The following is a 25,403-nucleotide window of genomic DNA, read 5'->3' on the forward strand; positions in this document are numbered from 1 at the left end:
CTTGTCGGCCTGCACGACCGCGACGGGCTTGCCATCCACCGGCGCGGCGGAGTGGGCGGCGATGGGGCCGGCGAAGATGCCACCGGCGAAGGCGAGACCGGCAACGGACAGCATGCTCTTACGGATGATCGTGTTCATGGGGGTAGCTCCTTCAGGGGTAGGAAACACCCGCCAACCCAAAAGGGGGATGGGCGCGCGGGTGTGAGCACCTCGTCCGGCGCTGCACAAAAACAAAGGGGGGAAGGTCGTTCACGGCGGCTGGGCGCGGGGGGCGCCTCTGGCGGCCGGTCCATGTGTAACCACCCGGGGGTCGGGGTCATTCCCGGGGCGGCCTATCCATTGGCTACCGCGTCGAGCCGGCTCCACGGTCCAGGCAGCGTCCCCGCGAGAGGGGGGCCTGCGGCCGGTGGTACTGCGACCGTCAGGGGTATGTAACCCGGCCGGGGCCGCCGCGATTCCGGCCTGGGGATGCCACCGGTCACACCCAGAAACCCCCGCCAATGGACATACCGCCCACATGTCCGCCGCAAGGCGTCGCCGAATCGGTCAGCCGGGCGGTGATCGACTCGGGTTCCTTGAAACCGGGGCATCCCTCGCAGTCGGACACACCGGTTTCAAGGAAGACGAGTTGACCATGCTGGCGAGGCTGTTCCAGCTGTCCTGCAAGCGCTGGCGCGGTCAATCCGCATGCTCGCGTCGACCGTGGGTGGCCAGCGAGCCGGTGGGCTGGGGTCGCGGGAGCGGCCGGACCCCGACGGCGAGGCAGAAGCCGCCGGGGGTCGGAGGCGACCCGTCGGCCGTTCGAGGACGTGTCGGAACCGCTGTGCGGCGGCGGCCTGGGCAAAGTGACCCGGGCGCCCGGCGCGAGCGACGGGGCGCTCTGCGGCGCTGATCTCGGGGCTTCCTCAAGGCGGGTAAATCGGTTGATTCGGCGGCGTTGGGGCCGGCACGCTGGGTGCTCAGCCACCCACAGCCGGAGGAACTCCGATGCGTCTGCTCCGTGATCTGTGGGGCACCTCTGCACGCCGTATGACGATGGTGGCGGTCCTGATCGTGCTCGGTGCCGCAGGTCAAGCTGGCGCGTCGGCGCTCGCGGGCGCGGTGCTCGTGCATCGCTCGGCCGGCTTCTTCACGGTGCTGGCCGCAGCGCTCGTCGCCGTGGTGATCAGCGACCTCGCGGTGAGCCTGCTGATGGCCGGTCTGACCGCCGACTGGTCCGCTGACGTGCGCCGCCGGCTCTGCCGGGTCGCCCTCGGGCAGGACCTGCCCACCCTGGAGACCACTCCGGTGGGCGAGTTGCTCGACCGCATCGACGGGGACGTCTACCAGGTGGCGTCGGCGGTCCGTAACCAGGGGACGCGGCTCGCCCAGGGGCTCTGCGTCGGCCTGCTGTCGATGGTCGTCGCGGTGGTCGTATGGTGGCCGGCCGGGCTCGCGATGCTGCTGCTCACTGTGGTGCTCGCGGTCGGACTGCGCCGGCCCACTGCGAAGATCGGCCCGGCCCGGATGGCCGAGGAGGAGGCCTGGTCGGATCTGGCAGCGGTGATGGAGGAGGCGGTGCACGGCCAGGACGACGTACGGACGAGTCTGGCCCGGCCGTACGTGCTCCGGCTGTACGCCCGGCGGGCCGCCGCAGTGCTGTCCCGGGGCCGTGTGGTCTGGGTGTTGTCCGCCCGGGTGGCCACGGCCGCCACCGCGACGATCCGGGCCGGCATCGGAGTGGTGGTGCTCGGCGGGGCGTGGGCGTTGGCCACCGGCCGGGTCGACGCCGCCCGGCTCACCGCCATCTGGCTGCTCGCCCTGGCGTTCGGCGCCACTGCGGAGCACGTCAGTCGCATGGTGCCGGAGATCCAGGAGGCCCTCGGCGCGTGGGCGCGGGTGCAACTGCTCCAGAAGGCCCGGCAGGAGCCCGTCGGCGGGGCCGCCCCGACCGAGGGTGACCTGCGGATCCGTGACCTGACATTCCGGTACGACGTGAGCGGTGAGGAGACGGGCCGGGGGGCCGCACTGCGGGGGCTCAGCCTCACCTTCGCGCGTGGCCGTTCGTACGCGCTGATCGGGCGTACCGGCTCGGGTAAGTCGACACTGGCGAAGGTGCTCACCAGGGCTGTCGACGTGCCGCCGGGAACGGTGTTCCTCGGCGGCACCGACCTGTGCGACCTCGATGTGGAGCAGTTGCGTCGCTGGGTGGCGCTCGTACCGCAGCGCACCGAGATCCTGGCCGGCACGCTCGTCGAGAACGTCGCGCTCTTCGACCCTGCGCTGCTCGACGCCGCCGCTCGGGCACTCGACGAGCTGGGTCTGGCCGGCTGGATCGCCGAGCTGCCGGACGGGCTGGCGACCCGGCTGGGGGAGGGCGGGCACGTGCTCTCCGCCGGTCAGGAGCAGTTGGTGGCGTTCGCCCGGATCCTGGTCCGGGAGCCGCACGTGGTGGTCCTCGACGAGGCCACCGCACGGCTGGACCCGGTCACCGAGGCACGGGTGCAGCGGGCCACCGAACGGCTGCTGCGCGACCGGATCGGGATCGTCATCGCGCACCGCCTCTCGTCAGTACGCCGCTGCGACGAGGTGGTGGTGCTTTCCGACGGCGCCGTGGTCGAGGCCGGCCCGCTGGAGACGTCGACGCATTTCGCCGAACTGCTGGCGACCAGTCACGCCGCCGCCTATGCGGCGGCGGCGCCGGCTGGCCGCAGCGGCGCCGGCACCGACCTGCTGGTCGGCCCCAACCCTGCTGATGCCTGGCCGACCGAGCCGGCGCTCGCACCGGCCGAGCAGGACGCGCCGCCTCGCGCCGATCCGCCGCCTTTGCCGCCCATGCCACCGGCGCGGACGCTTCGCGAGATCGCCCGGCTCTGCACGAACGATCCCCGGTACGGGCTGGCCGCGGTCGGGCTGTTCCTCGTGGTCACCCTGCTGGGGTTGGACGGCCCCGTGCTGCCCTGGCTCTGGGCCGATGTTGTCGACGGGACGGGCAGCCCGTACCTACCGGCGTTGGGGATCATGGCCGGGCTGCTGGTGACGCTGCCGGTGCCGTACTACACCCACGTCTGGTTCCCCGGGTGGTGGGTGCGGCAGATGTTGCGGATCGGCCTTCGTCTGGTCCACGGCCAGACCGGGGCGCGTCGGGTCAGCTCACATACCCCGGCCGAGGTGGTGGCGCAGGGTGGCGACACCGAGCGGGTGGTCCAGCTCGCCGACAACGTGCTGGACCAGGCCGTCGCGCTGGTGATGGTGGTCGCCATGACGGCTGTCACCGGCAGCGTCGTACCCGCGTTGTTCTTCCTCGGCACGATGGTGGTTTCCGGGCTTGCCGCGACGCTGTTCGGCCCGAAGCTGGAGCGCGCGGCCCGGGCGACTGTGGCGGCGCGGGCCTCCTTCGCCACCGCGCTGGTCTCCGCGCTGTCCGCGGCGCGGACGGTGAAGCTCGCCGGTGCGACCGCCGCGGTGCTGCGTCACCTGGCGGACCTGGACGTGCTGCGCAGTGACAGGCAGCGGCGGGAGATCTCGGTGCAGGTGTGGTCGCGCTCCACGCCGTCGGTGGCCAGTGGGCTGTTGCCGATCGGCGCGTGGGCGCTCTACCTGAGCGGCGGGCTCTCCGCCGGGGCGGTGCTGGTCGCCGTCTCCACACTGGGTGCGGCCCGCTGGTTCGCCTGGACGACAGCGTCGCTGATCTCCCAGATGCCCTCGGCGCGGGTCTGGACCCGACGGACGGTGGCGATGACCGGGACGAACGTGTACTCCGCGGGGGTCCCGGCGGTCGACCTGGCCGCCGGGACCGCGCCCGCGCCGACCATGCCGCCCCGGCATCCGCTGCGCCGGCTGGAGCTGCGCGGCTTCGGGGTGGTGCATTCCGACGGTACGGTCGCAGTCCGCAACGTGGACCTGACCGTGCAGCGTGGGCAGTTGGTGCTGGTCGTGGGGCCTGTCGGCGCGGGAAAGTCGTCGCTGTTGCGGGCGTTGGCCGGGATCGTGCACCACACCGGTGAGCTGACCTGGAACGGCGACCCGGTCACCGAGCCGGAGCTGTTCCTGCGCCCCAACCAGGTCGGCTACGTCGGCCAGCTGCCCCGGGTGCTGTCCGGCACGGTGGCCGACAACATCGCGCTCGGGCACCAGGTGGACGCTGCCGGGGCTGTCACCACCGCGCAGCTCGACCACGACCTGGCCGCAGCTGGTGGAGGGCTGGGGCTGCTCATCGGGCACAAGGGCACCCGGCTCTCCGGTGGGCAGTTGCAGCGGTTGGCGTTGGCTCGGGCGCTGGCACCGCGTACCGAATTGCTGGTGGCCGACGACGTGTCGTCGGCGCTTGACGTCACGACGGAGCTGGCGCTGTGGCAGGCGCTGCGGGCGCACGGGGTGACAGTGGTGGGGTCGACCGCGAAGCGGGCCGCGCTGGTCCGGGCCGACCACGTGGTGGTCCTGCAAGCCGGCACTGTGGCGGCCCAGGGCACCTGGCGGGACCTGGAGGGCGACTGGTCGCACCTGGCTGGCTGAACGGCCGGGTGGCTGCCGAACAACGGCAGCCACCCGGCCGGCGCAGCTCACGAGCCAGCGGGGTTCAGGGGGCGCCGGGTTCAGGAGGCGCGGGCGTACTGCGCCGGTCCGGTGTACGCGACGCCGAGCTTCGCGGCGGCCCGGCGGGGCCAGTACGGGTCACGCAGCAGCTCCCGGCCGAGCAGCACGAGATCCGCCTCGCCGCTGGCGATGATCTGCTCGGCGTGCTCGGGCTCCACGATGAGTCCGACAGCGCCTGTCGGTACGCCGGCCTCGCGGCGGATCTGGGCGGCCAGCGGCACCTGGTAGCCGGGGCCGACCGGGATGCGCTGGTCCACGCTGACGCCGCCGGAGGACGCGTCGACGAGGTCCACGCCGACACCTGCCAACTCGCCGGCGAGCACCACGCTGTCCTCGATCGTCCAGCCGCCGTCGACCCAGTCGGTGGCGGAGATGCGGGTGAGCACCGGCACGCTCTCGCCGACCGCTGCGCGTACCGCGCGGGCCACCTCAACTGTGAGCCGCATCCGGGCGGCCCGGTCACCGCCGTAGGCGTCGGTGCGGTGGTTGCTCAGCGGCGACAGGAACTCGTGCAGCAGGTAGCCGTGCGCGGCGTGGATCTCCACGGCGGCGAACCCGGCGGCGAGGGCCCGCTCGGCGGCTGCGGCGAATGCCTCGATGACCCCGGCGATGCCTGCCGCGTCGAGGGCTGTCGGCGTCCGGTAGTCGGCGGCGAACGGCTCCGATCCGGGGCCGACGGGCGTCCAGCCGCCCTCGACGTCCGGTACGCCGCCGCGCTCCGGTGCCCACGGCCGGTACGTGGAGGCCTTGAACCCGGCGTGCGCGAGCTGGACGGCCGGCACCGCGCCGTGGGCGGCCACGAACGCTGTCACGGGACGCCACGCGTCGACGTGCGCGCCGGACCACAACCCGGTGTCCTGCGGGCTGATCCGACCCTCGGGCAGCACTGCCGTCGCCTCGCTCAGCACCAGCCCGACCCCGCCGACCGCGCGGGTGCCGAGGTGGATGAGGTGCCAGTCGGTGGGCAGACCGTCGGGACCGGCGGAGTACTGGCACATCGGGGCCATGGCGATCCGGTTGGCCAGAGTGACCGCGCGCAGGGCCAGGGGAGTGAACAGGGAACTCATGAACTCATCCTCTCCGACACGACGACAAGCCCTCGGGGTGAGGGCCTGTCGCCGTGCGGGTGTGTCGGTCAGGCGGGGGCGGGGGCGGGGCTCAGATCGGGGCGCGTCTGCGCGACCGGCTCCGGGTCGGTCAGGTCCCGCCGGCCGGCGGCGTCGTACGCGGCCCTGTCGAGGGTGCCTTCGCGGGCGGCCACGACCGTCGGCACGAGCGCCTGCCCGGCCACGTTGGTGGCGGTCCGGATCATGTCCAGGATCGGGTCGATGGCCAGCAGCAGGCCGGCGCCGGCAAGCGGCAGACCCAGCGTGCTCAGGGTGAGGGTGAGCATCACGATCGCCCCGGTAAGGCCGGCGGTGGCTGCCGAGCCGACCACCGATACGAAGGCGATGAGCAGGTAGTCGGTGACGCCGAGGTGCACGCCGAACACCTGGGCCACGAAGATCGCGGCGAGTGCCGGGTAGATGGCGGCGCAGCCGTCCATCTTCGTGGTGGCGCCGAAGGGCACCGCGAACGAGGCGTACTCGCGGGGGACGCCGAGGCGCTCGACGGAGCGTTGGGTCACCGGCATGGTGCCGACCGAGGAGCGGGATACGAATGCCAGCTCGATCGCCGGCCAGGCGCCGGCGAAGAAGCGCAGCGGGTTGAGGCGGCCGGCGAGGACCAGCACCAGTGGGTAGACCACGAACAGCACGAGGGCGCAGCCGACGTAGACGGCTGTGGTGAACTTCGCGAGGGGGGCCAGCAGGTCCCAGCCGTACGAGGCGACGGCGTTTCCGATCAGGCCGAGGGTGCCGATCGGCGCGAGCCGGATGACCCACCAGAGCGCCTTCTGGACGATCTCCAGCAGGGAGCGGTTCAGTGCCACGAACGGCTCGGCGGCGTCACCGACCAGCAGCGCCGCGGCGCCGACCACGAGGGCGAGGAAGACGATCTGGAGGACGTTGCCCTCGACGAACGCGCCGACCGGGTTGGTCGGCACGATGCCGGTGAGGAAGTCGGTCCAGGAGCCGGTGTTCTTCGGCGGGGCTGCCGCACCGACGTCGAGGGTGACGCCCCTGCCCGGGTTGACGAGCAGGCCGAGGCCGATGCCGATGCTCACCGCGATCAGCGCGGTGATGCCGAACCACATGAGGGTCTTCACGGCGAGCCGGGCGGCGTTCGCCACGCCGCGCAGGCTGACCACGCTGACCACGATCGCGGTGAAGACGAGTGGCGGTACGGCCAGCTTGAGCAGCTGGACGAAGAGGCTGCCGACGGTGTGCAGGGTGCTCGTGAGCCAGCTCAGGTCATTGCTCCGGGCAACGAAACCGAATGCGACGCCGAGTGCCAGGCCAAGAAGTATCTGCACGGAGAAGGGAATCTTGCGCAGGCCAAAAGACATGAGAATGATCCAATTGTCGGGTCTGGTCGGGGTAGGCGCGGGAAGCGGCTACGCCGGACAGATGCCGCTGGCCTGTAGTCGGAGATCGACGTACAGGCGGACGGTGAGGCCCCAGACATTGGTCATCGATGACTGACAGTACGCCGATGGCGAGCCGCCGCAAGGAGCGCTGACCGTGACGCTCCCTACGGGCGTGAAGACCCGAACGGCGGAATAAACCTGCCCACTGCCAGCACGGTGGCGGTGACCATCGCCCACAGCACCGCGAGCGCGAGGACCAGCCGTTCCAGCACGCCCACAAGCGTTCCCCGGCCGACGACAAGCATGGCCAGCCCGATCGCCGCGCACAGCGGGAAGGCGAGCATCGCCGCGCGAGCCGCCAACCGGCGCACCGCCGACCCCGCCTGCTCGGACACGGCAAGCACCGCCATGGTGAGGACCACCGCCCCGGTCGCCACGATGCTCGCGCCACCATGCACCAGGTCGGCCACCGTGGCCCGCTCGAACGGCGGCAACGGACAGCCCTCCGAGCAGGTCACCGCCCCGGACACGGCGGTGGACACCGCGCCGGTGGCCAGCAGCGCCGGGGCCGCCACCCGCACCCCGGGCGGCAACGCCACGGCGAGCAGCAGCAACGCGCCGGCCAACGCCAGGATCCCGATCCGGTACGTCGAGGCGTACGCGCTGCCGGCGATGCCCGCCTCGCTCACGTACCCGGCGAGGCCCGGACCTGGACCGGCGACCACCGCTACCGTCACCGCTACCGCACCGGCAAGCGCGCCTCCGGCAGATGCCGACGCGGCGAGCCTGCGGGCGACGTCCGAGCGCGCGGGGGCGGCCTCGACGCTGGCCCGCGCCCGGTCAGCCACGGCCGTGCGGGGTGGTCCAACCGGACTCGTCAGGCCCCAACGGCACGATGCCGCTCGGGTTGATCGCCCCGTGGGTGCCGTAGTAGTGCCGCTTGATGTGGTCGAAGTCCACAGTCTCGCCGAAGCCAGGGGTCTGGAACAGGTCGCGGGCGTACGCCCAGAGCACCGGCATCTCGGTCAACTTGTTGCGGTTGCACTTGAAGTGCCCGTGGTAGGCGGCGTCGAAGCGGACCAGTGTGGTGAACAGCCGTACGTCGGCCTCGGTGATCGCGTCGCCCATCAGGTAACGCCTGTCGGTGAGCCGCTGCGACAGCGCGTCCAACCTGGCGAAGAGCGCCCGGAACGCCTCGTCGTACGCCTCCTGGGAGGTGGCGAACCCGCACCGGTAGACGCCGTTGTTGACGTCGGTGTGGATCTCGGCCATCAGCGCGTCCATCTCGGGGCGCAGTTCGACCGGGTAGAGGTCCGGTGCGTCGGGGGCGTGCAGTCGTCGCCACTCGGTGGAGAAGTCGAGCGTGAGCTGCGGATAGTCGTTAGTCACCACCCGGCCCGTGAGCGTGTCGACAAGCGCCGGCACTGTCACCCGGCCGGTGTAGTCCGGGTCGGTCGCCAGGTACGCCTCGGAGAGGAAACCCACGCCGAGGACCGGGTCGAAGCCGTCCGGGTCGAGGGCGAACGCCCAACCCCGCTCGTCACGGATCGGGTCGACGGTGCCCAGCGAGATCGCGTCGTCAAGCCCGAGCAACCCGCGCACGATCCTCGCCCGGTGCGCCCACGGACAGGCACGGCACCAGATGAGCCGATAACGACCGGCCTCCAGTGGCCAGCGGCCCTGGTCGTCGGGACCGCCGCCGGGCGGGGATGTCGACTCCGGGGTGACCCGACCGGTGAACCGGTTGGGCTGGCGGACGAACGCGCCGCCGCCGCTGGTCTCTGCGCTGAACTGGGGCCGGGCCATGCCGCAAACCTATCCGCTGCGAGCGCGGATATCCTGGCGGCCGGCAGCCCTCGCGACCCGGTGGGTGTGCCCCGCCCCCGCCGTCTGCACCCCCGAAGGACTCGCGATGACCGTGGCATACCTGGTGGCCGGTGTCCGTACCCCGATCGGCCGGTACGCCGGCGCGCTGGCCGGCGTCCGCCCTGACGACCTGGCCGCGCACGTGATCCGTGAGCTTGTGGCCCGCCACCCGTCGGTGGACTGGGCCCGCGTCGACGACGTCGTGCTCGGCTGCGCCAACCAGGCCGGCGAGGACAACCGCAACGTGGCCCGGATGGCGGCGCTGCTTGCCGGTCTGCCCGAGGAGGTGCCGGGCAGCACGGTCAACCGGCTCTGCGGTTCGGGGCTTGACGCTCTCGCCACCGCCGCCCGGTCCATCGTCGCGGGTGACGCGGAGATTGTGGTCGCCGGTGGGGTCGAGAGCATGAGCCGGGCGCCGTTCGTGATGCCCAAGGCCACGTCGGCGTACTCCCGCTCGGCCGAGGTGCACGACACCACACTTGGCTGGCGGCTCGTCAACCCGCTGATGCGTAACGGCTGGGGGGTCGACTCGATGCCGGAGACGGCGGAGAACGTGGCCGCCGAGTACGGCGTCGGCCGGGCCGAGCAGGACGCCTTCGCGTACCGCTCGCAGCAGCGCGCGGCACTGGCGCAGGCCGCCGGCCGGTTCGCCGAAGAGATCGTGCCGGTCACAGTGCCGGCGGGTCGTCGGGAGACCCGGCTGGTCGAGGTCGACGAGCACCCGCGGGAGACGTCGCTGGAGAAGCTCGCCGCGCTGCCGACACCGTTCCGCGACGGCGGCACTGTGACCGCCGGCAACTCGTCGGGCGTCAACGACGGCGCTGTCGCGCTGCTGGTGGCGAGCGAGGCCGCGGTGGCCCGCTACGGCCTGACCCCGCTGGCCCGCATCGGCGGCGCGGCGGCGGCCGGCGTGCCGCCCCGGATCATGGGGATCGGCCCGGTGCCGGCCACCCGCAAACTGCTCGACCGGGTCGGCGTCGAGTTGGGCGCAGTGGATGTGGTCGAGCTGAACGAGGCGTTCGCGGCGCAGTCCGTGGCGGTGCTGCGGGAGTTGGGCCTGCCGGTGGACGCCGAACACGTCAACCCGAACGGCGGGGCCATCGCGCTCGGGCACCCGCTGGGCGCCAGCGGTGCCCGGCTGGCGTTGACCGCCGCCCTGGAGTTGCGCCGTCGCGGCGGCCGGTGGGCGCTTGCCACAATGTGCATCGGCGTCGGTCAAGGTATCTCGCTGTTGCTGGAGTCGGCCGGCTGAGCGCGGAAAGAGCGTGAGGGGATCTCCCGAACGCGGGAGTCGGCGGCCTAGAGTGGTCCACACCACACAAAACGCGGGGTCGGCCGGTGGTCGCAGGGGCAGCCGGCGCCGAGCCGCCTCGCCCGCGGCGCTGAACTGGGGAGCACGCTGATGCCGGACGGACTGCCGACCGAGATTGACCTGACCAGGCCGAGCGCGGCCCGGGTGTACGACTACTTCCTGGGCGGGGCACACAACTTCGAGATCGACAGGCAGTTGGCCGAGCAGATCGCCAGCATGACCCCGAATCTCGCCGCCACCATGCGCTCCGGCCGGGAGTTCCTGCGCCGGGCCGTCCGGGCGCTGCTCGACGTCGGTATCGACCAGTTCCTCGACATCGGCTCCGGAATTCCCACCGTGGGCAACGTGCACGAGGTGGCCCAGGCCGCGAACCCGAAGGCCCGGGTGGTGTACGTCGACATCGACCCGGTGGCCGTCGCGCACAGCCGGGAACTGCTCGCCGGCAACGACCTGACCGGTGTGATCCACGCCGACCTGCGGGAGCCGGCGCGCATCCTCGAAGAGACCCGGCGGCTCGGGCTCATCGACTTCAGTCGACCGATGGGCATCCTGCTGGCCGGGGTGGTGCACTTCATCCCGGACGCCGACCGCCCCGAGGACATCCTGGCCACGCTGCGGGCCGCCGCCGCGCCCGGCAGCTTCCTTGTCATCTCGCACTCCACATTCGAGGACCAGCCGCAGGAGATGCTCGACGCCCAGCGCCTCTCCTCCCGGACCGACACCGAGATCACCCTGCGCTCCCGCGCTCAGGTCACCGGCTTCTTCGGCGACTGGACGGTGCTCGAACCGGGCGTGGTGCACATGCCGCTCTGGCGCCCCGACTCGCCGGCCGACGTGGACGAGCACCCGGAGCGGTTCGGTGCCTTCGGGGGCGTGGCCCGGTACGACCAGTCCGTCGGCTGATCCCGTGGCCGCCGTCCCGGACCCCACCGGGGTCGACGTCGGCCGGGCCGACGCCCAGGGGTACGCCGCCGACTGGGCCCGCGCGGTACGCCGCCTCGGTTTCGTGCCGCTCAGCGCGGCCGAGACCGAGCGGCTGCTGCTCGTACACACAGTGCGGCTGGCCCAGGCCGTGCAGGCCGAGCCGTTCTCGGTCCGTCCCGCCGAGGAGGTCGGGCGGGCGCTGGTGGAGGCCCACCTGACCGAGCCCCGGGCGCTGGAGTGGTCACTCACCGCCCTCGGTGACGACTTTCCCCGTCGGGTGTTGGCGGCCGACGACCGACCGGCCGACCTGAGGCGGAGGATCGCCGCGGTGCAGGGCGGGGTGGCCGCCGGGTTCGCCCGCGCGTTGCGCGACCGCACGTTCACCCAGCAGGAGCGGATCGCCCGGTCGGCGTGGCAGGCACGCGACGAGGTCGAGCAGGCGCTTCGCGACAGCGAGGCGCGGTTCCGTGCGGTCTTCACCGGCGCGGTCATCGGCATCGGCATCGCCGGGGTCGACGGTCAGATCCTCGACGTCAACCAGGCGTTCGCCGACATGCTCGGCTACTCCATCGAGGAGTTGTGCCAGACCAACGTGGCGTCGCTGGCCTACGCCGACGACGCAGCCGGCATGTGGGAGATCTACAAGGAGCTGATCGAGGGAAAGCGCGACTCGGCGCGGGTCGAGAAGCGCTACTACCGCAAGGACGGCAGCGTCGTCTGGACGGACCTTGCCGTCTCGTTGATCCGCTACGACGACGGTCGTCCCCGCTTCACCGTCGCCATGGTCGAGGACATCACCGAGCGGTACGAACTCCAGCAGCGGCTGCGTTTCCAGGCGTTGCACGACCCGCTGACCGGCCTGCCCAACCGGACGTTGTTCTTCGAGACGCTGGGTCGGGTCCTCGACACCGCGCGGCCCCGTCAGCGGGTCGGTGTGTGTTTCCTCGACCTGGACGGCTTCAAGGCGATCAACGACAGCCTCGGCCACGACCTCGGTGACCGGCTGCTTGTGGTGATCGGCCGGCGGCTGGCCGAGTGCGTGGCCGACCGCGGTCACCTCGTGGCCCGGATGGGCGGCGACGAGTTCGTCATCCTTGTCGACGGCGGGGACGGCAACGGCGACGCCGACGCGGTGGCCGTGGCGGAGGCGGCGCTTGTCGCCGTCGCCGCCCCGGTGCACGTCGGCGACCAGCAGTTGGCGGTCTCCGCCAGCGTGGGCATCGTCGAGTGCCCGGCCGCGGAGACCACCGCCTCGGAGCTGATGAAGGCCGCCGACACCACGCTCTACTGGGCCAAGGCCGCAGGCCGGGGCCGCTGGGCGGTGTACGACCCCGAGCGCAGCGCCCGCGACATCGCCCGGTCGGCACTTGTCGCAGGGCTGCCGGCGGCACTCGACAGGGGCGAGTTCGTGGTGCACTACCAGCCGATCGTGGCGCTGCTGGAGGGCACCATGCTCGCGGTGGAGGCGCTTGTCCGCTGGGAGCACCCGGAGCTGGGCCTGATCGGCCCGGACCGGTTCATCGGCCTGGCCGAGGAGACCGGCCTGATCGTCTCGCTCGGCGAGTGGGTGCTGCGGCGGGCCTGCCACGACGCCGAGCGGTGGCGGCGGGAATTCCCCGAGGCCCAGCTTGTGGTGAGCGTCAACCTGGCCGCCCGGCAGGCCGACGACCCGGCGATCGTCTCGACGGTGGCGGACGCGCTTGCCACCAGCGGACTGCCGGCCGAGCTGCTCCAGCTGGAGTTGACCGAGAGCGCGGTGATGGGCAGCGCCGGAGAGCCGCTGCGCAGCCTGCACCAGCTCGCGGCGCTCGGCGTCCGGCTGGCCGTGGACGATTTCGGCACCGGCTACTCCAACCTTGCGTACCTGCGCCGGCTGCCGATCCACTGTCTGAAACTGGCCGGCCCGTTCGTCGAGGGCATCCGCGCCGACGGGACGGACGTCGCGGCCGACCATCGGGACGAGCGGATCGTCGACGCGCTCGTCCGGCTCGCGCACGCCCTGGAGCTGTGGGTGACCGCCGAGGCGGTGGAAACCGCGGTGCAGGCCGAACGGCTGCGGGCGCTGCGCTGCGACACAGGTCAGGGGCGATACTTCGGCGCACCAGCGCCGGCCGACTCGATCACCGCGCGGCTGCGCGCCCGGGAGGTGACGCGGTGAGCGTGACGGACGCCTCCGCAGCGGTCACTGTGCTCGCAGGGTTGGCCATTCTGGCCGGGTTGGCGGGCGTTGTGGTGCCCGGCCTGCCGGCGTTGCCGCTGTGCTGGGGCGGCGTGCTGGTCTGGGCGATCTTCGGGGGCGCCGGCCCGGGTGGCTGGGCGGTGTTCGCCGCCGCGACGCTCGTCGCCGTCACTGGCACCGTGGTCAAGTACGCCTGGCCGGGGCGGAACCTCAAACGCACCGGTGTGCCCACGATGACGCTGCTCGCGGGCGGGCTGCTCGGGATCATCGGGTTCTTCGTGGTGCCGATCGTGGGCCTGGTGCTCGGGTTCGTCGGCGGGGTGTGGGCCGCCGAGCGGCTGCGTCTCGGTGACTCGCGGCTGGCCTGGCCGTCCACGAAACAGGCGGTCAAGGCCGCCGGCCTGTCCATGCTCGTCGAGTTCGCCGCCTGCACTGCCGTCGCCGCGCTATGGCTGGCCGGCCTCCTGGTGACCTGACCCTTGGGGGAAACGCCGGCATCGTATTGACCACAGTTGATCGGCGGGATGACACTTTGCCCACTCGCACGCGGAACCACCTCAGGGAGGTGTGCAGTGGCCACGACGCCCGTGCCGACCGCCGAGCAACCGATGGACGAGGATGCCCGCCGGCTCGCCGAACTCGGCTACAAACAGGAGTTGCGCCGCAAGTGGAGCGGCTTCTCCAACTTCGCCATCTCGTTCTCCATCATCTCGATCCTGGCCGGCTGCTTCACCACGTTCGGCCAGGCGTGGAACAACGGCGGGCCGGTGGCCATCTCCTGGGGCTGGCCGCTGATCTCCCTGTTCATCCTGATCATCGGCTTCTGCATGGCCGAGCTGGTGTCCGCGTACCCGACGGCCGGCGGCATCTACTGGTGGGCGGCCACAATGGGTCGTCCGGTGCACGGCTGGTTCACCGGCTGGCTGAACCTCATCGGGCTTGTCGCGGTCACCGCCTCGGTCGACTACGGCTGCGCGACGTTTCTCAACCTCACCCTGTCGGCGCTCTTCGACGGTTGGGCCGGCACGCTGCGCCAGGCGTTCATCCTCTTCGTGATCATCCTGGCGCTGCACGGGCTGATCAACGTCTTCGGGCACCGGATCATCGACGTACTCCAGAATGTCTCGGTCTGGTGGCACGTTGCCGGCGCGGCCGCCGTGGTGGCCATCCTGGTCTTCGTTCCGGACAACCACCAGAGCTTCCAGTTCGTGTTCACCGAGCGGTTCAACAACTCAGGCTTCGGTGACGGGGACGTCGGCGGGCTGACGTTCTGGTTCTACGTGCTGCCGTTGGGTTTCCTGCTCACGCAGTACACGATCACCGGCTTCGACGCCTGCGCGCACGTCTCGGAGGAGACCCGCGGCGCCTCGCAGGCCGCCGCGCGAGGGCTCTGGCAGTCGATCTTCTATTCGGCCATCGGTGGTTGGATCCTGCTGCTGGCGTTCCTCTTCGCGGCCACCGACGTGGAGGCGGTGAACGCGGCCGGCGGCTTCTCCGGCGCCATCTTCGAATCCGCCCTGACCCCGGTGTTCTTCAAGATCGTCATCATCATCTCCACGATCGGGCAGTTCTTCTGCGGCATGAGCTGCGTGACATCGATGAGCCGCATGACGTACGCGTTCAGCCGTGACCGGGCCGTGCCCGGCTGGCGGCTGTGGTCCAAGGTGGACCGCAACGGCACCCCGGCCAACGCGATCATCGGCGCCACACTTGCCGGGCTGGTGCTCACCCTCCCCGCGCTCTACGAGAGCCCCGCCGGCATTCCGATCGCCTTCTACGCCGTGGTGTCCGTCGCGGTGCTCGGGCTCTACCTGTCCTTCCTCATCCCGATCGCGCTGCGCCTGCGGATGGGGGACCGTTTCACCCCCGGCCCGTGGACGCTGGGGCGGAAGTACAAGGTGCTCGGCTGGATCGCTGTCATCGAGATCGCTGTCATCGCCGTCTACTTCGTGCTGCCGATCGTGCCCGCCGGGGTGCCCGGCAACGACGACTTCGCCTGGTCCGCGGTGAACTACGCGCCGCTGGCCGTGGGCGGGGTACTGCTGCTCGTCGCCGTCTGGTGGTACGCCTCGGCCCGGAAGTGGTTCACCGGCCCCGTGCGTACCGTCGAGGCGTCGCCCTCGCCGACGCGGGAGCAGCCCACTGTCGGTACCGAGGGCGGCTGACGGGTCGTCGGCCGGGCGGGGGTTGTCATACCCGTGTGCGAGTCTGCGGCACATGGCGACTTTCGTGCTCATCCACGGCGGCGGTGGCAGTGCGTGGGACTGGCATCTGGTGGTCCCCGAGTTGGTCGATCGGGGGCACGACGTGGTGGTGCCGGAGCTTCCGATCGACGACAGTTCGGCCGGGTTCGCCGAGTTCGTCGACACGGTCGTGGACGCGGTCGGTGACCGTGGCGACCTCGTGGTCGTGGGCCAGTCGTACGGGGGGTTCACCGCGCCGCTGATCGCCGCCCGGCTGCCGGTGCGACTGCTGGTCCTGCTCACCCCGATGATCCCGCGTCCCGGTGAGCGGCCCGGCGACTGGTGGGACAACACCGGTTACCGCAGCCCGCAAGGGCTCAGCGAGGAGGAGCAGTTCTACAGCGGGGTGCCGGCCGAGGTCGTCGCGGCGGCCCCGGCGCACGTCCGCGAGCAGGTAAGCGCGGAGTGGAACGAGCCGTGGCCGCTGGACGCCTGGCCGGCCGTGCCGACGAAGGTGCTCATCGCCCGCGAGGACAGGTTCTTCCCGGCGGCCTTCCTACGCAAGGTGGCCGCCGATCGTCTCGGCGTCGTCCCGGACGAGGTCGACGGTTGTCACGCCGTGGCGCTCAGCCACCCACGGCAGCTCGCCGACCGACTGACCGACTATCTGACCGGCGGGTCATGAGCTTGGAGTAGCCGCGGCGGGGGTCGCGAACCGGCGGCCCCCGTGTGAGGCGATCAGGGCGTCGGCCACGGTCGCGGCGTCCGCCGCGGCGACGTCGGCGGGGTATTCCGGCAGGAGGTCGTCCCAGACGGGCAGCCAGGAGCCGAAGAGCTGGGCCTGGCCCTCGGGTCGGGCGAAGAACCAGATGTGCAGGTGGGCCGCGCCGTCGCCGAAGCGGTAGACGTGCGCGCGGGAGATGTACGGCAGTGCCTGCACGTGGCGGGCGATGCGGGTGGTCAGCAGGCCCAGTTCGGCGGCGAGCTCGTCGGGGAGGTCGGTGAGGTCGTGATGGTCGCGCGGCCACAGCATCAGCACCAGCGGCACGCCCACGCCCGCGACCTGGGCCAGCCGCCAGTGGTCGTTGAACCAGATGCCCTCGTCGCGTTCCCGGCACGGCTGGCAGTCCGCCGGGTCCTCGCCGTGCCGAGCGGGCTCGGGCAGGACCGGTGGGCGCAGCGGCGCGACCCGCAGAGTGTCCTCTTCGAACGGGCTGATGTCCCACCCCGTCATACGCGCCAGGGGAAGCCGCCGCTCGTCGTCGGCAACGGCCAGCGCATGGTCGTGAAACTGATCCGGACTCAAGGCCATGGCGTGCAGGCTAGTACGACCAAGATCCTTTCGTTGCCCGCGAAGCGGGTCCCTCTCGAACGAAGCGACTACCGCGTTTGCCGGGGTGCCGGCCGGGGGCATTGACGGTGGTCCGGTTTGCCAGTAGACCTTGGTGATGGAGGGCCCGCCAATGAGGAAAGCTCCGCTCACGCTGGAACAACTGCGGGTCGCCGTCGCCGAGGGTGAAATCGACACCGTGGTGCTGGCCCTTGTCGACATGCAGGGCCGGTTGCAGGGCAAACGCTTCCACGCGCCCTACTTCCTCGACCAGGTGGTGGAGGGTGGCAGCGAGGGCTGCAACTATCTGCTCGCAGTCGACGTCGACATGAACACCGTCGACGGGTACGCGATGTCGAGCTGGGAGCGTGGTTACGGCGACTTCGCAATGGTGCCGGACTTCGCGACCCTGCGCCGGACGCCCTGGCAGCCCGGCTCCGCGCTGCTGCTCGCCGACCTGGCCTGGCTGGACGGCTCCGGCGACGTGGTCGCCTCACCTCGGCAGATCCTGCGCCGGCAACTGGCCCGGCTGGCCGAGCACGGGCTGACCGCGTACGCCGGCACCGAGCTGGAGTTCGTGCTGTTCCGCGACTCGTACGAGGAGGCGTGGCGGCGCGGCTACCGCGACCTCACCCCGGCGAACCAGTACAACGTGGACTACTCGCTGCTCGGCACCGCCCGGGTGGAGCCGCTGCTGCGCCGCATCCGCACCGAGATGGCCGGCGCCGGGCTGACCCCGGAGAGCGCCAAGGGCGAGTGCAACCTCGGCCAGCACGAGATCGCCTTCCGGTACGACGAGGCAGTGGCGTGCGCCGACCACCACGTGATCTACAAGAACGGGGCCAAGGAGATCGCCGCCCAGGAGGGCATGTCGATCACCTTCATGGCCAAGCCGAACGAGCGGGAGGGCAACTCCTGCCACATCCACTTCTCGCTGCGGGACTCCGGCGGCTCGTCGGCGATGCTCGGCGACGGGCCTGCCCACCTGTCGCAGACCGGTCAGCGGGTGCTCGCCGGGCTGCTCGCCACGATGCGGGAGTTCAGTCTGCTCTTCGCCCCGAACATCAACTCCTACAAGCGGTACCAGCCTGGGTCGTTCGCCCCGACGGCGCTGCGCTGGGGGGTGGACAACCGCACCTGCGCGCTGCGGGTGGTGGGGCACGGCCAGGGGATGCGTGTGGAGAACCGGGTACCCGGCGCCGACGTCAACCCGTACCTCGCGATCGCCGGCCTTGTCGCCGGCGCCCTGCACGGCATCGAGCGCGAGCTGGAGTTGGGCGAGGAGTGCACCGGCAACGCGTACGACGACCCCGAGGCCGAGCGGGTTCCGGGCACTCTCCGTGACGCCCTGACCCTCTGGGAGAACTCCCAGGTGGCCCGCGAGGCGTTCGGCGAAGAGGTGGTGGCCCACTACGCCAACCAGGCGAGAGTGGAGATCGCGGCGTACGACGCAGCGGTAACAGACTGGGAGCTAACCCGTGGCTTCGAACGCCTCTAACCCGCCCCCCGCCCGCGTCGATCATGGAGTTGTGGTGGGCAGAATGCGATCGAATGTGGCTTTCGCGAGGCACCACAACTCCATGATCGACGCGGCAGGGTGGGTGGGGGCGGCAGGGTGAGGGGTGGGAGCGGGTATGGCGTTGATTGTTGATCCGGCTTCTGGGGCGGGGATTCGGGACGTTGTCGGGGCGACACTCGCCGAGGTTGACTCCGCTGTTTCTCGGGCTGCTTCTGCTTTTGAGTCCTGGCGGGCTGTCGGGGCGGGGGATCGGGGGCGGTTGCTGCGGCGGTTCGCCTCCGTCGTCGACGCGCACCTCGACGAGCTGGCCGCGCTGGAGGTCCGCAACTCCGGGCACACCATCGGCAACGCCCGCTGGGAGGCCGGAAACGTCCGCGACGTGCTGGACTACTACGCCGGCGCGCCGGAGCGGTTGACCGGGCGGCAGATCCCGGCGCCGGGCGGGTGGGACGTCACATTCCACGAACCTCTCGGCGTCGTCGGGGTGATCGTGCCGTGGAACTTCCCGATGCCGATCGCCGCCTGGGGTTTCGTTCCGGCCCTTGCCGCCGGCAACACTGTGGTGCTCAAGCCCGCCGAGCTGACCCCGCTCACCGCGCTGCGGCTTGCCGAACTGGCCCGCGAGGCCGGCCTGCCCGACGACGTGTTCACCGTCATCCCCGGCGAGGGCTCGGTGGTGGGGGAGCGGTTCGTCACCCACCCGGCCGTCCGCAAGATCTGCTTCACCGGCTCCACCGAGGTCGGCACCCGGATCATGGCCGGCTGCGCCGCGCAGGTGAAGCGACTCACGCTGGAGTTGGGTGGCAAGAGCGCCAACATCGTGTTCGCCGACGCCGACCTGGAACGCGCCGCCGCGACCGCGCCGGGCGCGGTCTTCGACAACGCCGGCCAGGACTGCTGCGCACGGTCGCGGATCCTGGTCCAACGCCAGGTGTACGACCGCTTCCTCGAACTGCTCGAACCGGCGGTACGCGCGGTGCGGGTGGAGGACCCGTCCCGGGACACCGCCGAGATGGGTCCGCTGATCTCCGCCGCGCAGCGGGACCGGGTGGCCGGCTACCTGACCGGGGCGACAGTCGCGTTCACCGGGTCCTGCCCGGACGGCCCCGGCTTCTGGCACGCGCCGACAGTGCTGCTGGCCGACTCGCCCGCCGACCGGCACTGGCGGGAGGAGATCTTCGGGCCGGTGGTCTCGGTCCTCCCGTTCGACGACGAGGCTGACGCGATCCGGCTCGCCAACGACACCGAGTACGGCCTGTCCGGCTCGATCTGGACCCGGGACGTCGGTCGGGCGTTGCGCATGGCCCGCGCCGTCGACTCGGGCAACCTCAGCGTCAACTCGCACTCCTCGGTGCGGTACTGGACTCCGTTCGGTGGGATGAAGCGCTCCGGGCTGGGCCGCGAGTTGGGTCCGGACGCGTTGCACGCCTTCACCGACGTCAAGAACGTGTTCATCGCGACAGAGGAGTGACGCCAGTGCAGGGTCGGTTGCAGGACCGGGTGGCAGTGGTCACCGGAGCGGGCAGCGGGATCGGGTTGGCCACCGTGCGGCGGTTCGCCGCCGAGGGTGCCCGGGTCGTCTGCGTGGACATCGACGAGGCGGCCGGCGAGCGGGCCGCGCAGGAGTGCGGCGGCGAATTCGTGGCCGCCGACGTCGCCGACGAGACGGCGGTACGTGACCTCTTCGACGGTGTCGCCGAGCGGCACGGAAGCGTCGACATCGCGTTCAACAACGCCGGCATCTCCCCGCCGGAGGACGACTCGATCCTGGACACCGGGCTCGACGCGTGGGAACGGGTGCTGCGAGTCAACACCACGAGCGTCTACCTGTGCTGCAAGTACGCGATCCCGCACATGCGTCGGCAGGGCAAGGGCTCGATCATCAACACCGCCTCGTTCGTGGCGCTGATGGGCGCGGCGACGTCGCAGATCGCGTACACCGCGAGCAAGGGCGGCGTGCTGGCGATGACCCGGGAGTTGGGCGTGCAGTTCGCGCGGGAGGGCATCCGGGTCAACGCGCTCTGCCCCGGCCCGGTGGCGACCCCGCTGCTGCTGGAACTCTTCGCCGCCGACCCGGAGCGGGCAGCACGCCGGCTGGTGCACGTGCCAATGGGCCGGTTCGGGGCGCCGGAGGAGATCGCCGCCGCTGTGGCGTTCCTGGCCAGCGACGACGCCTCGTTCATGACAGCCGCGCAGTTCGTGGTGGACGGCGGCATCACCGGCGCGTACGTCACTCCGCTGTGAGGCGGCGCCTGCCGGTGTGACATACGTCGCCCCCGTGCGGCGACTCGGCCGGTGGGAGGATCAGCCAATGGGCAAGGTGTATTCGGAGATCGACGGTCGCCTGCGTGACTTCATCGCGGCCCAGCCGGTCTTCTTCGTGGCCACCGCGCCGTCCGGTACGGAGGGGCACGTCAACGTCTCGCCGAAAGGCATGCGTGGCACCTTCGTGATCCTCGGCCCGCACCGGGTGGCCTACCTCGACTACCACGGCAGCGGTGCCGAGACCATCGCCCACCTGCGGGACAACGGCCGCATCACGCTTATGTTCTGCGCGTTCGACGGGCCACCGAAGATCGTCCGGCTGCACGGTCGGGGCAGCAGCGTCGCGGTCACCGATGCCGACTTCGCCGACCGTCTGGCCGAGTTTCCCGCCCCACCGGACGTGCACGCCGTCCGGGCCGTGATCACCGTCGACGTGCAGCGCGTCAGCGACTCCTGCGGCTATGCGGTGCCGCTGATGGACTTCCGCGCCGAACGCGACCTGTTGCTTACCTCACACTCGCGGCGTACGACCGACGACCTGGTGACGTACCGGGCCACGAAGAACGCCGCAAGCATCGACGGATTGCCCGTTTTCTGAGTCGTCGGGCCACTTCCGTGCCGCCGGCCCGGCTCATGCCCGACCCGCACTGTCGGGTGTCCGACGGGCAGAGCGCAGCCAAACAGCGTCCACGGTTCGCCATGCGTTACGTTGCTGATCCTGCTGGGTACAAGTCGAGGCACGGTGCGGAAGATCAACGGCTGCGGGCACGGCCGGAGCAGGGGGCTGCATGAGCTCGGCGCAGGGGGGCGCGGACACGGGGCATTCCGTCACGGACGGCAATGAGATCCCCCTGCTGCTGGCTGCCGCGTTCGCCAACGGCGGCGAGTTGGGTGAGCGGCTGCGCGCCTTCGACTGGTCCACGGCGCCGCTGGGCTCGCCATCGGACTGGCCGACGGCGCTCTCCAGCGCCATCAGCATGATGCTGGCCTCCAGCGCGCAGATCGTCATGTTCTGGGGTGAGGACCAGCTCGCCTTCTACAACGACGCCTACCGGCCGACGATCGGCAGCAAGCACCCGGACGTGCTCGGCCAGCCGGCCCGACAGAACTGGGCGGAGACCTGGGAGGTGCTCGGCCCGCTGCTGGACGGTGTTCGACGTACCGGACGCTCCTACCGTGGCGAGAACCACCCGTTCCTGCTGGACCGGCACGGCTACGTCGAGCAGACCTACTTCGACGTCGCGTACGACCCGATCCGAGGTGCCGACGGTTCGGTCAGCGGCGTCTACTGCATCGTCAACGAGACCACCGGGCGGGTGCTGGGCGAACGTCGACTGCGGGCGCTGGCGGAGCTGGGCGCCGAGCTGGCCGACGTCGGCAGCGCGGCCGAGCTGGGCCGGACCGCCGCCGACGTGCTCGGTCGGCACCGGGCCGACGTGCCGTTCGCGTTGATCTACCAGGCCGACTCCACCGGCCGGTTCGTCCTGAGCGGCGCCACCGGCACCGACCCGGCCACGGTGGGCCTCACCGCTGACGCGTTCGCCCAACTGGTCGCCGACGGACCGACCACTGTCCGGGTGGCCGACCTGCTCGGCCAACTGCCCGCCGACGTGGCCGACGTCGCCCACGTCCTGCCGGTCACGGCGACGAACGAGACGGTCGGCGCGCTTGTCGTCGGCGTGAACCGTCGGCTGCCGCTCAGCGACGAGTACCGCGACTTCCTCGACCTGGTGGCCGCGCAGATCTCCCGGGCGGTGGGCATCCAGCGGGCGTACGAGCAGGAGCGGGCCCGTGCCGCCGAACTGGCCGCACTGGACCGGGCGAAGAGCAACTTCTTCGCCAACGTCAGCCACGAGTTCCGGACCCCGCTGACACTGGTGCTCGGCCCGCTTGAGGACATGCTTGCCGACCCGAGCATGCCCGCCACCTACACCGACCGACTCACCGTGATGCACCGCAACGCGCTGCGCCTGCTCAAGCTTGTCAACACAGTGCTGGATTTCTCCCGGCTGGAATCCGGTCGACTCGCCGCCCGCTACCAGCCCACTGACCTGGCCGGCTACACCGCGCGGCTCGCCAGCACCTTCCGCTCGGCCACCGACCGCGCCGGGCTGCGCCTGGTGGTGGACTGCCCACCGCTGTCGGCGCCGGTCTTCGTCGACCGGGACATGTGGGAGAAGATCGTCCTCAACCTGGTGTCGAACGCGTTGAAGTTCACCTTCGACGGCGAGATCCAGGTACGGGTCCGCGCTGTCGACGGCGCTGCCCGGCTCGACGTCACCGACACCGGTGTGGGCATCGTGCCGGCCGAGCTGCCGCACGTCTTCGAGCGTTTCCACCGGGTGCCCGGAGTGCGTGCCCGCACCCACGAGGGCACCGGGATCGGCCTCGCGCTGGTCCGCGAGTTGGTCGAGATGCACGGCGGCACGGTCGGGGTGACCAGCGAGGTCGACGAGGGCAGCACCTTTACGGTGACCATTCCGTTCGGGTCGGCGCACCTTCAGGCGGACCGGGTGGTCGGGTTCGCTCCGCTGCCGGCCGGCCAACCCGAGCAGGCCCGCCTCTACGTGGCGGAGACCGCGCTGTGGTCCGGCGCCGAGGCGGGTCCGGAGTTCGACAGTCAGCCTGCCTCGGGCATCCCTGCCGGCCGGATCCTCGTGGTCGACGACAACGTCGACCTGCGCGAGCACGTCACCCGGTTGCTCTCCCCGACCTGGGAGGTGGTCACCGCGAACGACGGCCTGGCGGCTCTGGAGCTGGCCCGCGAGGGTGGGTTCGACCTGGTGCTCACCGACGTGATGATGCCCCGGCTGGACGGGTTCGGGCTGGTCGGCGCGCTGCGCGCCGACGCGCGTACCCGTCACGTGCCGATCGTGCTGCTGTCCGCCCGGGCCGGGTCGGCGGAGGCGGTGGCGGGTCTCTCCGTCGGTGCCGACGACTACCTGACCAAGCCGTTCTCCGGGCAGGAGCTGATCGCCCGCGTACGGGCGAACGTCGAGTTGGGCCAGCTGCGCGGGCAGATCATCCGTCGCCTCCGGACGTTGGCCGACGCGGCGGTGGCGGTGAACACCGCCCGATCCACCGCCGACGTTCTCCAGGTCGCCGCCCGGCACGCGCTCAGCCTCGCCGAGGCCGCCCGGGTGGTGGTCACCTCGGCCGACGCCCGGTCCGAGTCGGACGCGGGTGGCGTCACGGCCACCGATCCGTCGTTCGTGGCCGAGCTGACCGGCACCGGTGGCGAGCAGCTCGGCGAGTTGCGCGTCTGGCGGGCGGCCGGTGACGACTCGCAGGCCGACGAGGCCGCGCTGAGCCAACTGGCCCGGCTGGTCGGGGTGCGGCTGGAGAACGCCCAGCTCTACGAGGCTGAGCACCACATCGCCACCACGTTGCAGCACAGCCTGCTGCCCAGGACGCTGCCCCAGATGCTGGGGGCGGTCCTGGCGAGCCGCTACCTGCCGGGCACCGCCGACGTCGAGGTCGGCGGCGACTGGTACGACGCGATCGCGCTTGAGGGCGACGAGTTGGTGCTTGTCATCGGTGACGTGGTCGGCAAGGGTGTGCAGGCCGCGGCGGCGATGGGGCAGTTGCGCAACGCGCTGCGCGCGTACCTGCTGGAGGGTTACGACCCGGGTGAGTCGCTGTCCCGGCTCAACCGGCTCGTCGGGTCCACCGAGGGTCGCTCCTTCGCGACAGTGGTCTGCCTGCTGTTCAACCCGCGCACCGGCCGACTGCGGTACGCCAGCGCCGGTCACCCGTCCCCCCTGCTGATCCGAGGAGACGACGTGGCGTTCCTGCATGACCGTGCACTCGGCCCACCTGTCGGCGCGCTTCCGAACGCGACGTACCAGACGGTCGAGGGGGAGCTGGCCGCCGGTGGTCGGCTGCTGCTGTACACCGACGGGCTGATCGAGGACCGGCAGGTCGGCATCGACGCCGCGCTCGCCCAACTGCGTGCCGACGCGGGCACGCCGGGCGAGCACGTGGCGGATCTGATCGACACTGTGGTCGACCGGGTCTCCGGGCGCGCGCGGCGCGACGACGTGGCGGTGCTCGCACTGGAGGCGGCCGAGCTGAACCGGTTCGCATTGCGGTTGCCGGCCGACCCGACCCGGTTGAGCGTGCTGCGCAAGCGCCTGGAGGACTTCCTTGTCGCGCACTCCGTGGGCGAGACCGACCTGTTCGACCTGACCGTGGCTGTTTCGGAGGCCGCCGCCAACGCCATCGAGCACCCGGTCGACCCTGCCGAGTCGGTGATCAGCGTCGAGGTGGCCATCGAGGACCGGACGGTGACCGCCACGGTGCGCGACAGCGGGCAGTGGCGCGAGTCGACCGACTCCGGGTTCCGGGGGCGAGGGCTGTCGCTGATCGGCGCCCTGGGCGACCTGACCGTGCGGCGTACCGACGAGGGCACCGAGGTGACGCTGCGCCGGCAGTTGCAGCCCTGACCGGGGGTCAGGCTTGTTCGAGCCAGCCCTGGTCGCCCAGGCCGGAGATCTCCAGCACCCGGCGGACCTGCCGGGACGGCAGCACTGACAACGTGCCGGTGAACTGCTGGGCGAGCCGGACCAGGGCGTGGATGGCGGCCGAGTCGAAGAAGGTGACAGCGCGCAGGTCGAGCGTGAGCCGCTGGGCGGGCTCGCGCAGCGCGGTCTGGAGCATGGTGTCGGCGGTCGCCATGTCGACCTCGCCGGTCACCACCACATGGAAGTGATCACCGTCGATTTCTCCGCTGGCGGAGAAGACAGGCGGTGCTCCTCCTTGATCCACGCAGACACCATGGCAC

At 71.2% G+C, this 25,403-nt stretch carries 18 protein-coding genes; 12 read left to right on the forward strand and 6 right to left on the reverse strand.

Annotated features, from left to right (window positions below):
- Positions 1-987 precede the first annotated feature (987 nt).
- On the forward strand, positions 988-4,494 hold the full coding sequence (locus ACPXB1_RS19085) for an ABC transporter ATP-binding protein (RefSeq protein WP_355597901.1): 3,507 nt from the start codon (positions 988-990) through the stop codon (positions 4,492-4,494).
- Between the two features lie 80 nt (positions 4,495-4,574).
- Here the strand turns inward: ACPXB1_RS19085 and ACPXB1_RS19090 are convergent, their stop codons facing one another.
- The 4 genes from ACPXB1_RS19090 to ACPXB1_RS19105 form a co-directional block, all read right to left on the reverse strand.
- Positions 4,575-5,642, reverse strand: a complete 1,068-nt coding sequence (locus ACPXB1_RS19090; protein ID WP_355628481.1) for an NADH:flavin oxidoreductase/NADH oxidase — start codon at positions 5,640-5,642, stop codon at positions 4,575-4,577.
- Positions 5,643-5,710: 68 nt separating this feature from the next.
- A complete protein-coding gene (locus ACPXB1_RS19095; RefSeq protein ID WP_355597909.1) occupies positions 5,711-7,009 on the reverse strand; it encodes a dicarboxylate/amino acid:cation symporter in 1,299 nt (432 codons plus the stop codon).
- A 197-nt stretch (positions 7,010-7,206) separates the two neighbouring features.
- Positions 7,207-7,890, reverse strand: coding sequence for a DUF998 domain-containing protein (locus ACPXB1_RS19100; protein WP_355628484.1), 684 nt, complete (start codon positions 7,888-7,890; stop codon positions 7,207-7,209).
- A complete protein-coding gene (locus tag ACPXB1_RS19105) occupies positions 7,883-8,848 on the reverse strand; it encodes a glutathione S-transferase family protein (protein ID WP_355597895.1) in 966 nt (321 codons plus the stop codon). Before ACPXB1_RS19105 ends, ACPXB1_RS19100 begins: the two co-directional genes overlap by 8 nt.
- Before the next feature lie 106 nt (positions 8,849-8,954).
- Between ACPXB1_RS19105 and pcaF the strand changes: the two genes are divergently transcribed.
- The 6 genes from pcaF (at position 8,955) to ACPXB1_RS19135 (ending at position 16,191) form a co-directional block, all read left to right on the forward strand.
- Positions 8,955-10,160, forward strand: a complete 1,206-nt coding sequence (gene pcaF / locus ACPXB1_RS19110; RefSeq protein WP_355597893.1) for a 3-oxoadipyl-CoA thiolase — start codon at positions 8,955-8,957, stop codon at positions 10,158-10,160.
- 150 nt (positions 10,161-10,310) lie between these two features.
- Positions 10,311-11,123 carry an SAM-dependent methyltransferase gene (locus ACPXB1_RS19115; RefSeq protein WP_425735601.1) on the forward strand — a complete coding sequence of 271 codons (813 nt, stop codon included), beginning with the start codon at positions 10,311-10,313 and terminating at the stop codon, positions 11,121-11,123.
- A gap of 4 nt (positions 11,124-11,127) precedes the next feature.
- Positions 11,128-13,302, forward strand: coding sequence for a putative bifunctional diguanylate cyclase/phosphodiesterase (locus ACPXB1_RS19120; protein ID WP_355597889.1), 2,175 nt, complete (start codon positions 11,128-11,130; stop codon positions 13,300-13,302).
- Positions 13,299-13,799 carry a DUF456 domain-containing protein gene (locus ACPXB1_RS19125; RefSeq protein WP_425735602.1) on the forward strand — a complete coding sequence of 167 codons (501 nt, stop codon included), beginning with the start codon at positions 13,299-13,301 and terminating at the stop codon, positions 13,797-13,799. Before ACPXB1_RS19120 ends, ACPXB1_RS19125 begins: the two co-directional genes overlap by 4 nt.
- A 96-nt stretch (positions 13,800-13,895) precedes the next feature.
- The gene (locus ACPXB1_RS19130; RefSeq protein ID WP_355597885.1) at positions 13,896-15,488 is read left to right on the forward strand and encodes an amino acid permease; all 1,593 of its coding nucleotides are present in this window, start codon (positions 13,896-13,898) and stop codon (positions 15,486-15,488) included.
- 52 nt (positions 15,489-15,540) lie between these two features.
- Entirely contained in the window at positions 15,541-16,191 is a 651-nt protein-coding gene (locus tag ACPXB1_RS19135) for an alpha/beta fold hydrolase (protein ID WP_355597883.1), read from the forward strand.
- Here ACPXB1_RS19135 and ACPXB1_RS19140 read toward each other — a convergent pair.
- The gene (locus ACPXB1_RS19140; RefSeq protein ID WP_355628493.1) at positions 16,186-16,818 is read right to left on the reverse strand and encodes a hypothetical protein; all 633 of its coding nucleotides are present in this window, start codon (positions 16,816-16,818) and stop codon (positions 16,186-16,188) included. The two genes, ACPXB1_RS19135 and ACPXB1_RS19140, sit on opposite strands and share 6 nt — an antisense overlap.
- Positions 16,819-16,969: 151 nt before the next feature.
- Here ACPXB1_RS19140 and ACPXB1_RS19145 point away from each other — a divergent pair, with 151 nt between their 5' ends.
- The 5 genes from ACPXB1_RS19145 (at position 16,970) to ACPXB1_RS19165 (ending at position 25,065) form a co-directional block, all read left to right on the forward strand.
- Positions 16,970-18,334: a glutamine synthetase family protein gene (locus tag ACPXB1_RS19145; protein WP_355597879.1), complete on the forward strand. Its 1,365-nt coding sequence runs from the start codon at positions 16,970-16,972 to the stop codon at positions 18,332-18,334.
- A 136-nt stretch (positions 18,335-18,470) separates the two neighbouring features.
- Positions 18,471-19,826, forward strand: coding sequence for an aldehyde dehydrogenase family protein (locus ACPXB1_RS19150; protein ID WP_355597877.1), 1,356 nt, complete (start codon positions 18,471-18,473; stop codon positions 19,824-19,826).
- 5 nt (positions 19,827-19,831) lie between these two features.
- Positions 19,832-20,599, forward strand: coding sequence for a 3-oxoacyl-ACP reductase (locus ACPXB1_RS19155; RefSeq protein WP_355597875.1), 768 nt, complete (start codon positions 19,832-19,834; stop codon positions 20,597-20,599).
- Positions 20,600-20,666: 67 nt separating this feature from the next.
- On the forward strand, positions 20,667-21,218 hold the full coding sequence (locus ACPXB1_RS19160; RefSeq protein WP_355597873.1) for a pyridoxamine 5'-phosphate oxidase family protein: 552 nt from the start codon (positions 20,667-20,669) through the stop codon (positions 21,216-21,218).
- A 190-nt stretch (positions 21,219-21,408) separates the two neighbouring features.
- Positions 21,409-25,065 (forward strand): SpoIIE family protein phosphatase, encoded by a 3,657-nt coding sequence (locus tag ACPXB1_RS19165; protein WP_355628496.1) that lies wholly within the window; start codon positions 21,409-21,411, stop codon positions 25,063-25,065.
- 7 nt (positions 25,066-25,072) lie between these two features.
- Here ACPXB1_RS19165 and ACPXB1_RS19170 read toward each other — a convergent pair whose 3' ends face one another.
- A complete protein-coding gene (locus ACPXB1_RS19170) occupies positions 25,073-25,387 on the reverse strand; it encodes an STAS domain-containing protein (protein ID WP_355597869.1) in 315 nt (104 codons plus the stop codon).
- Between the last annotated feature and the right edge of the window lie 16 nt (positions 25,388-25,403).

Source organism: Micromonospora sp. DT68, assembly GCF_049847245.1.
Lineage (GTDB): Bacteria > Actinomycetota > Actinomycetes > Mycobacteriales > Micromonosporaceae > Micromonospora > Micromonospora profundi.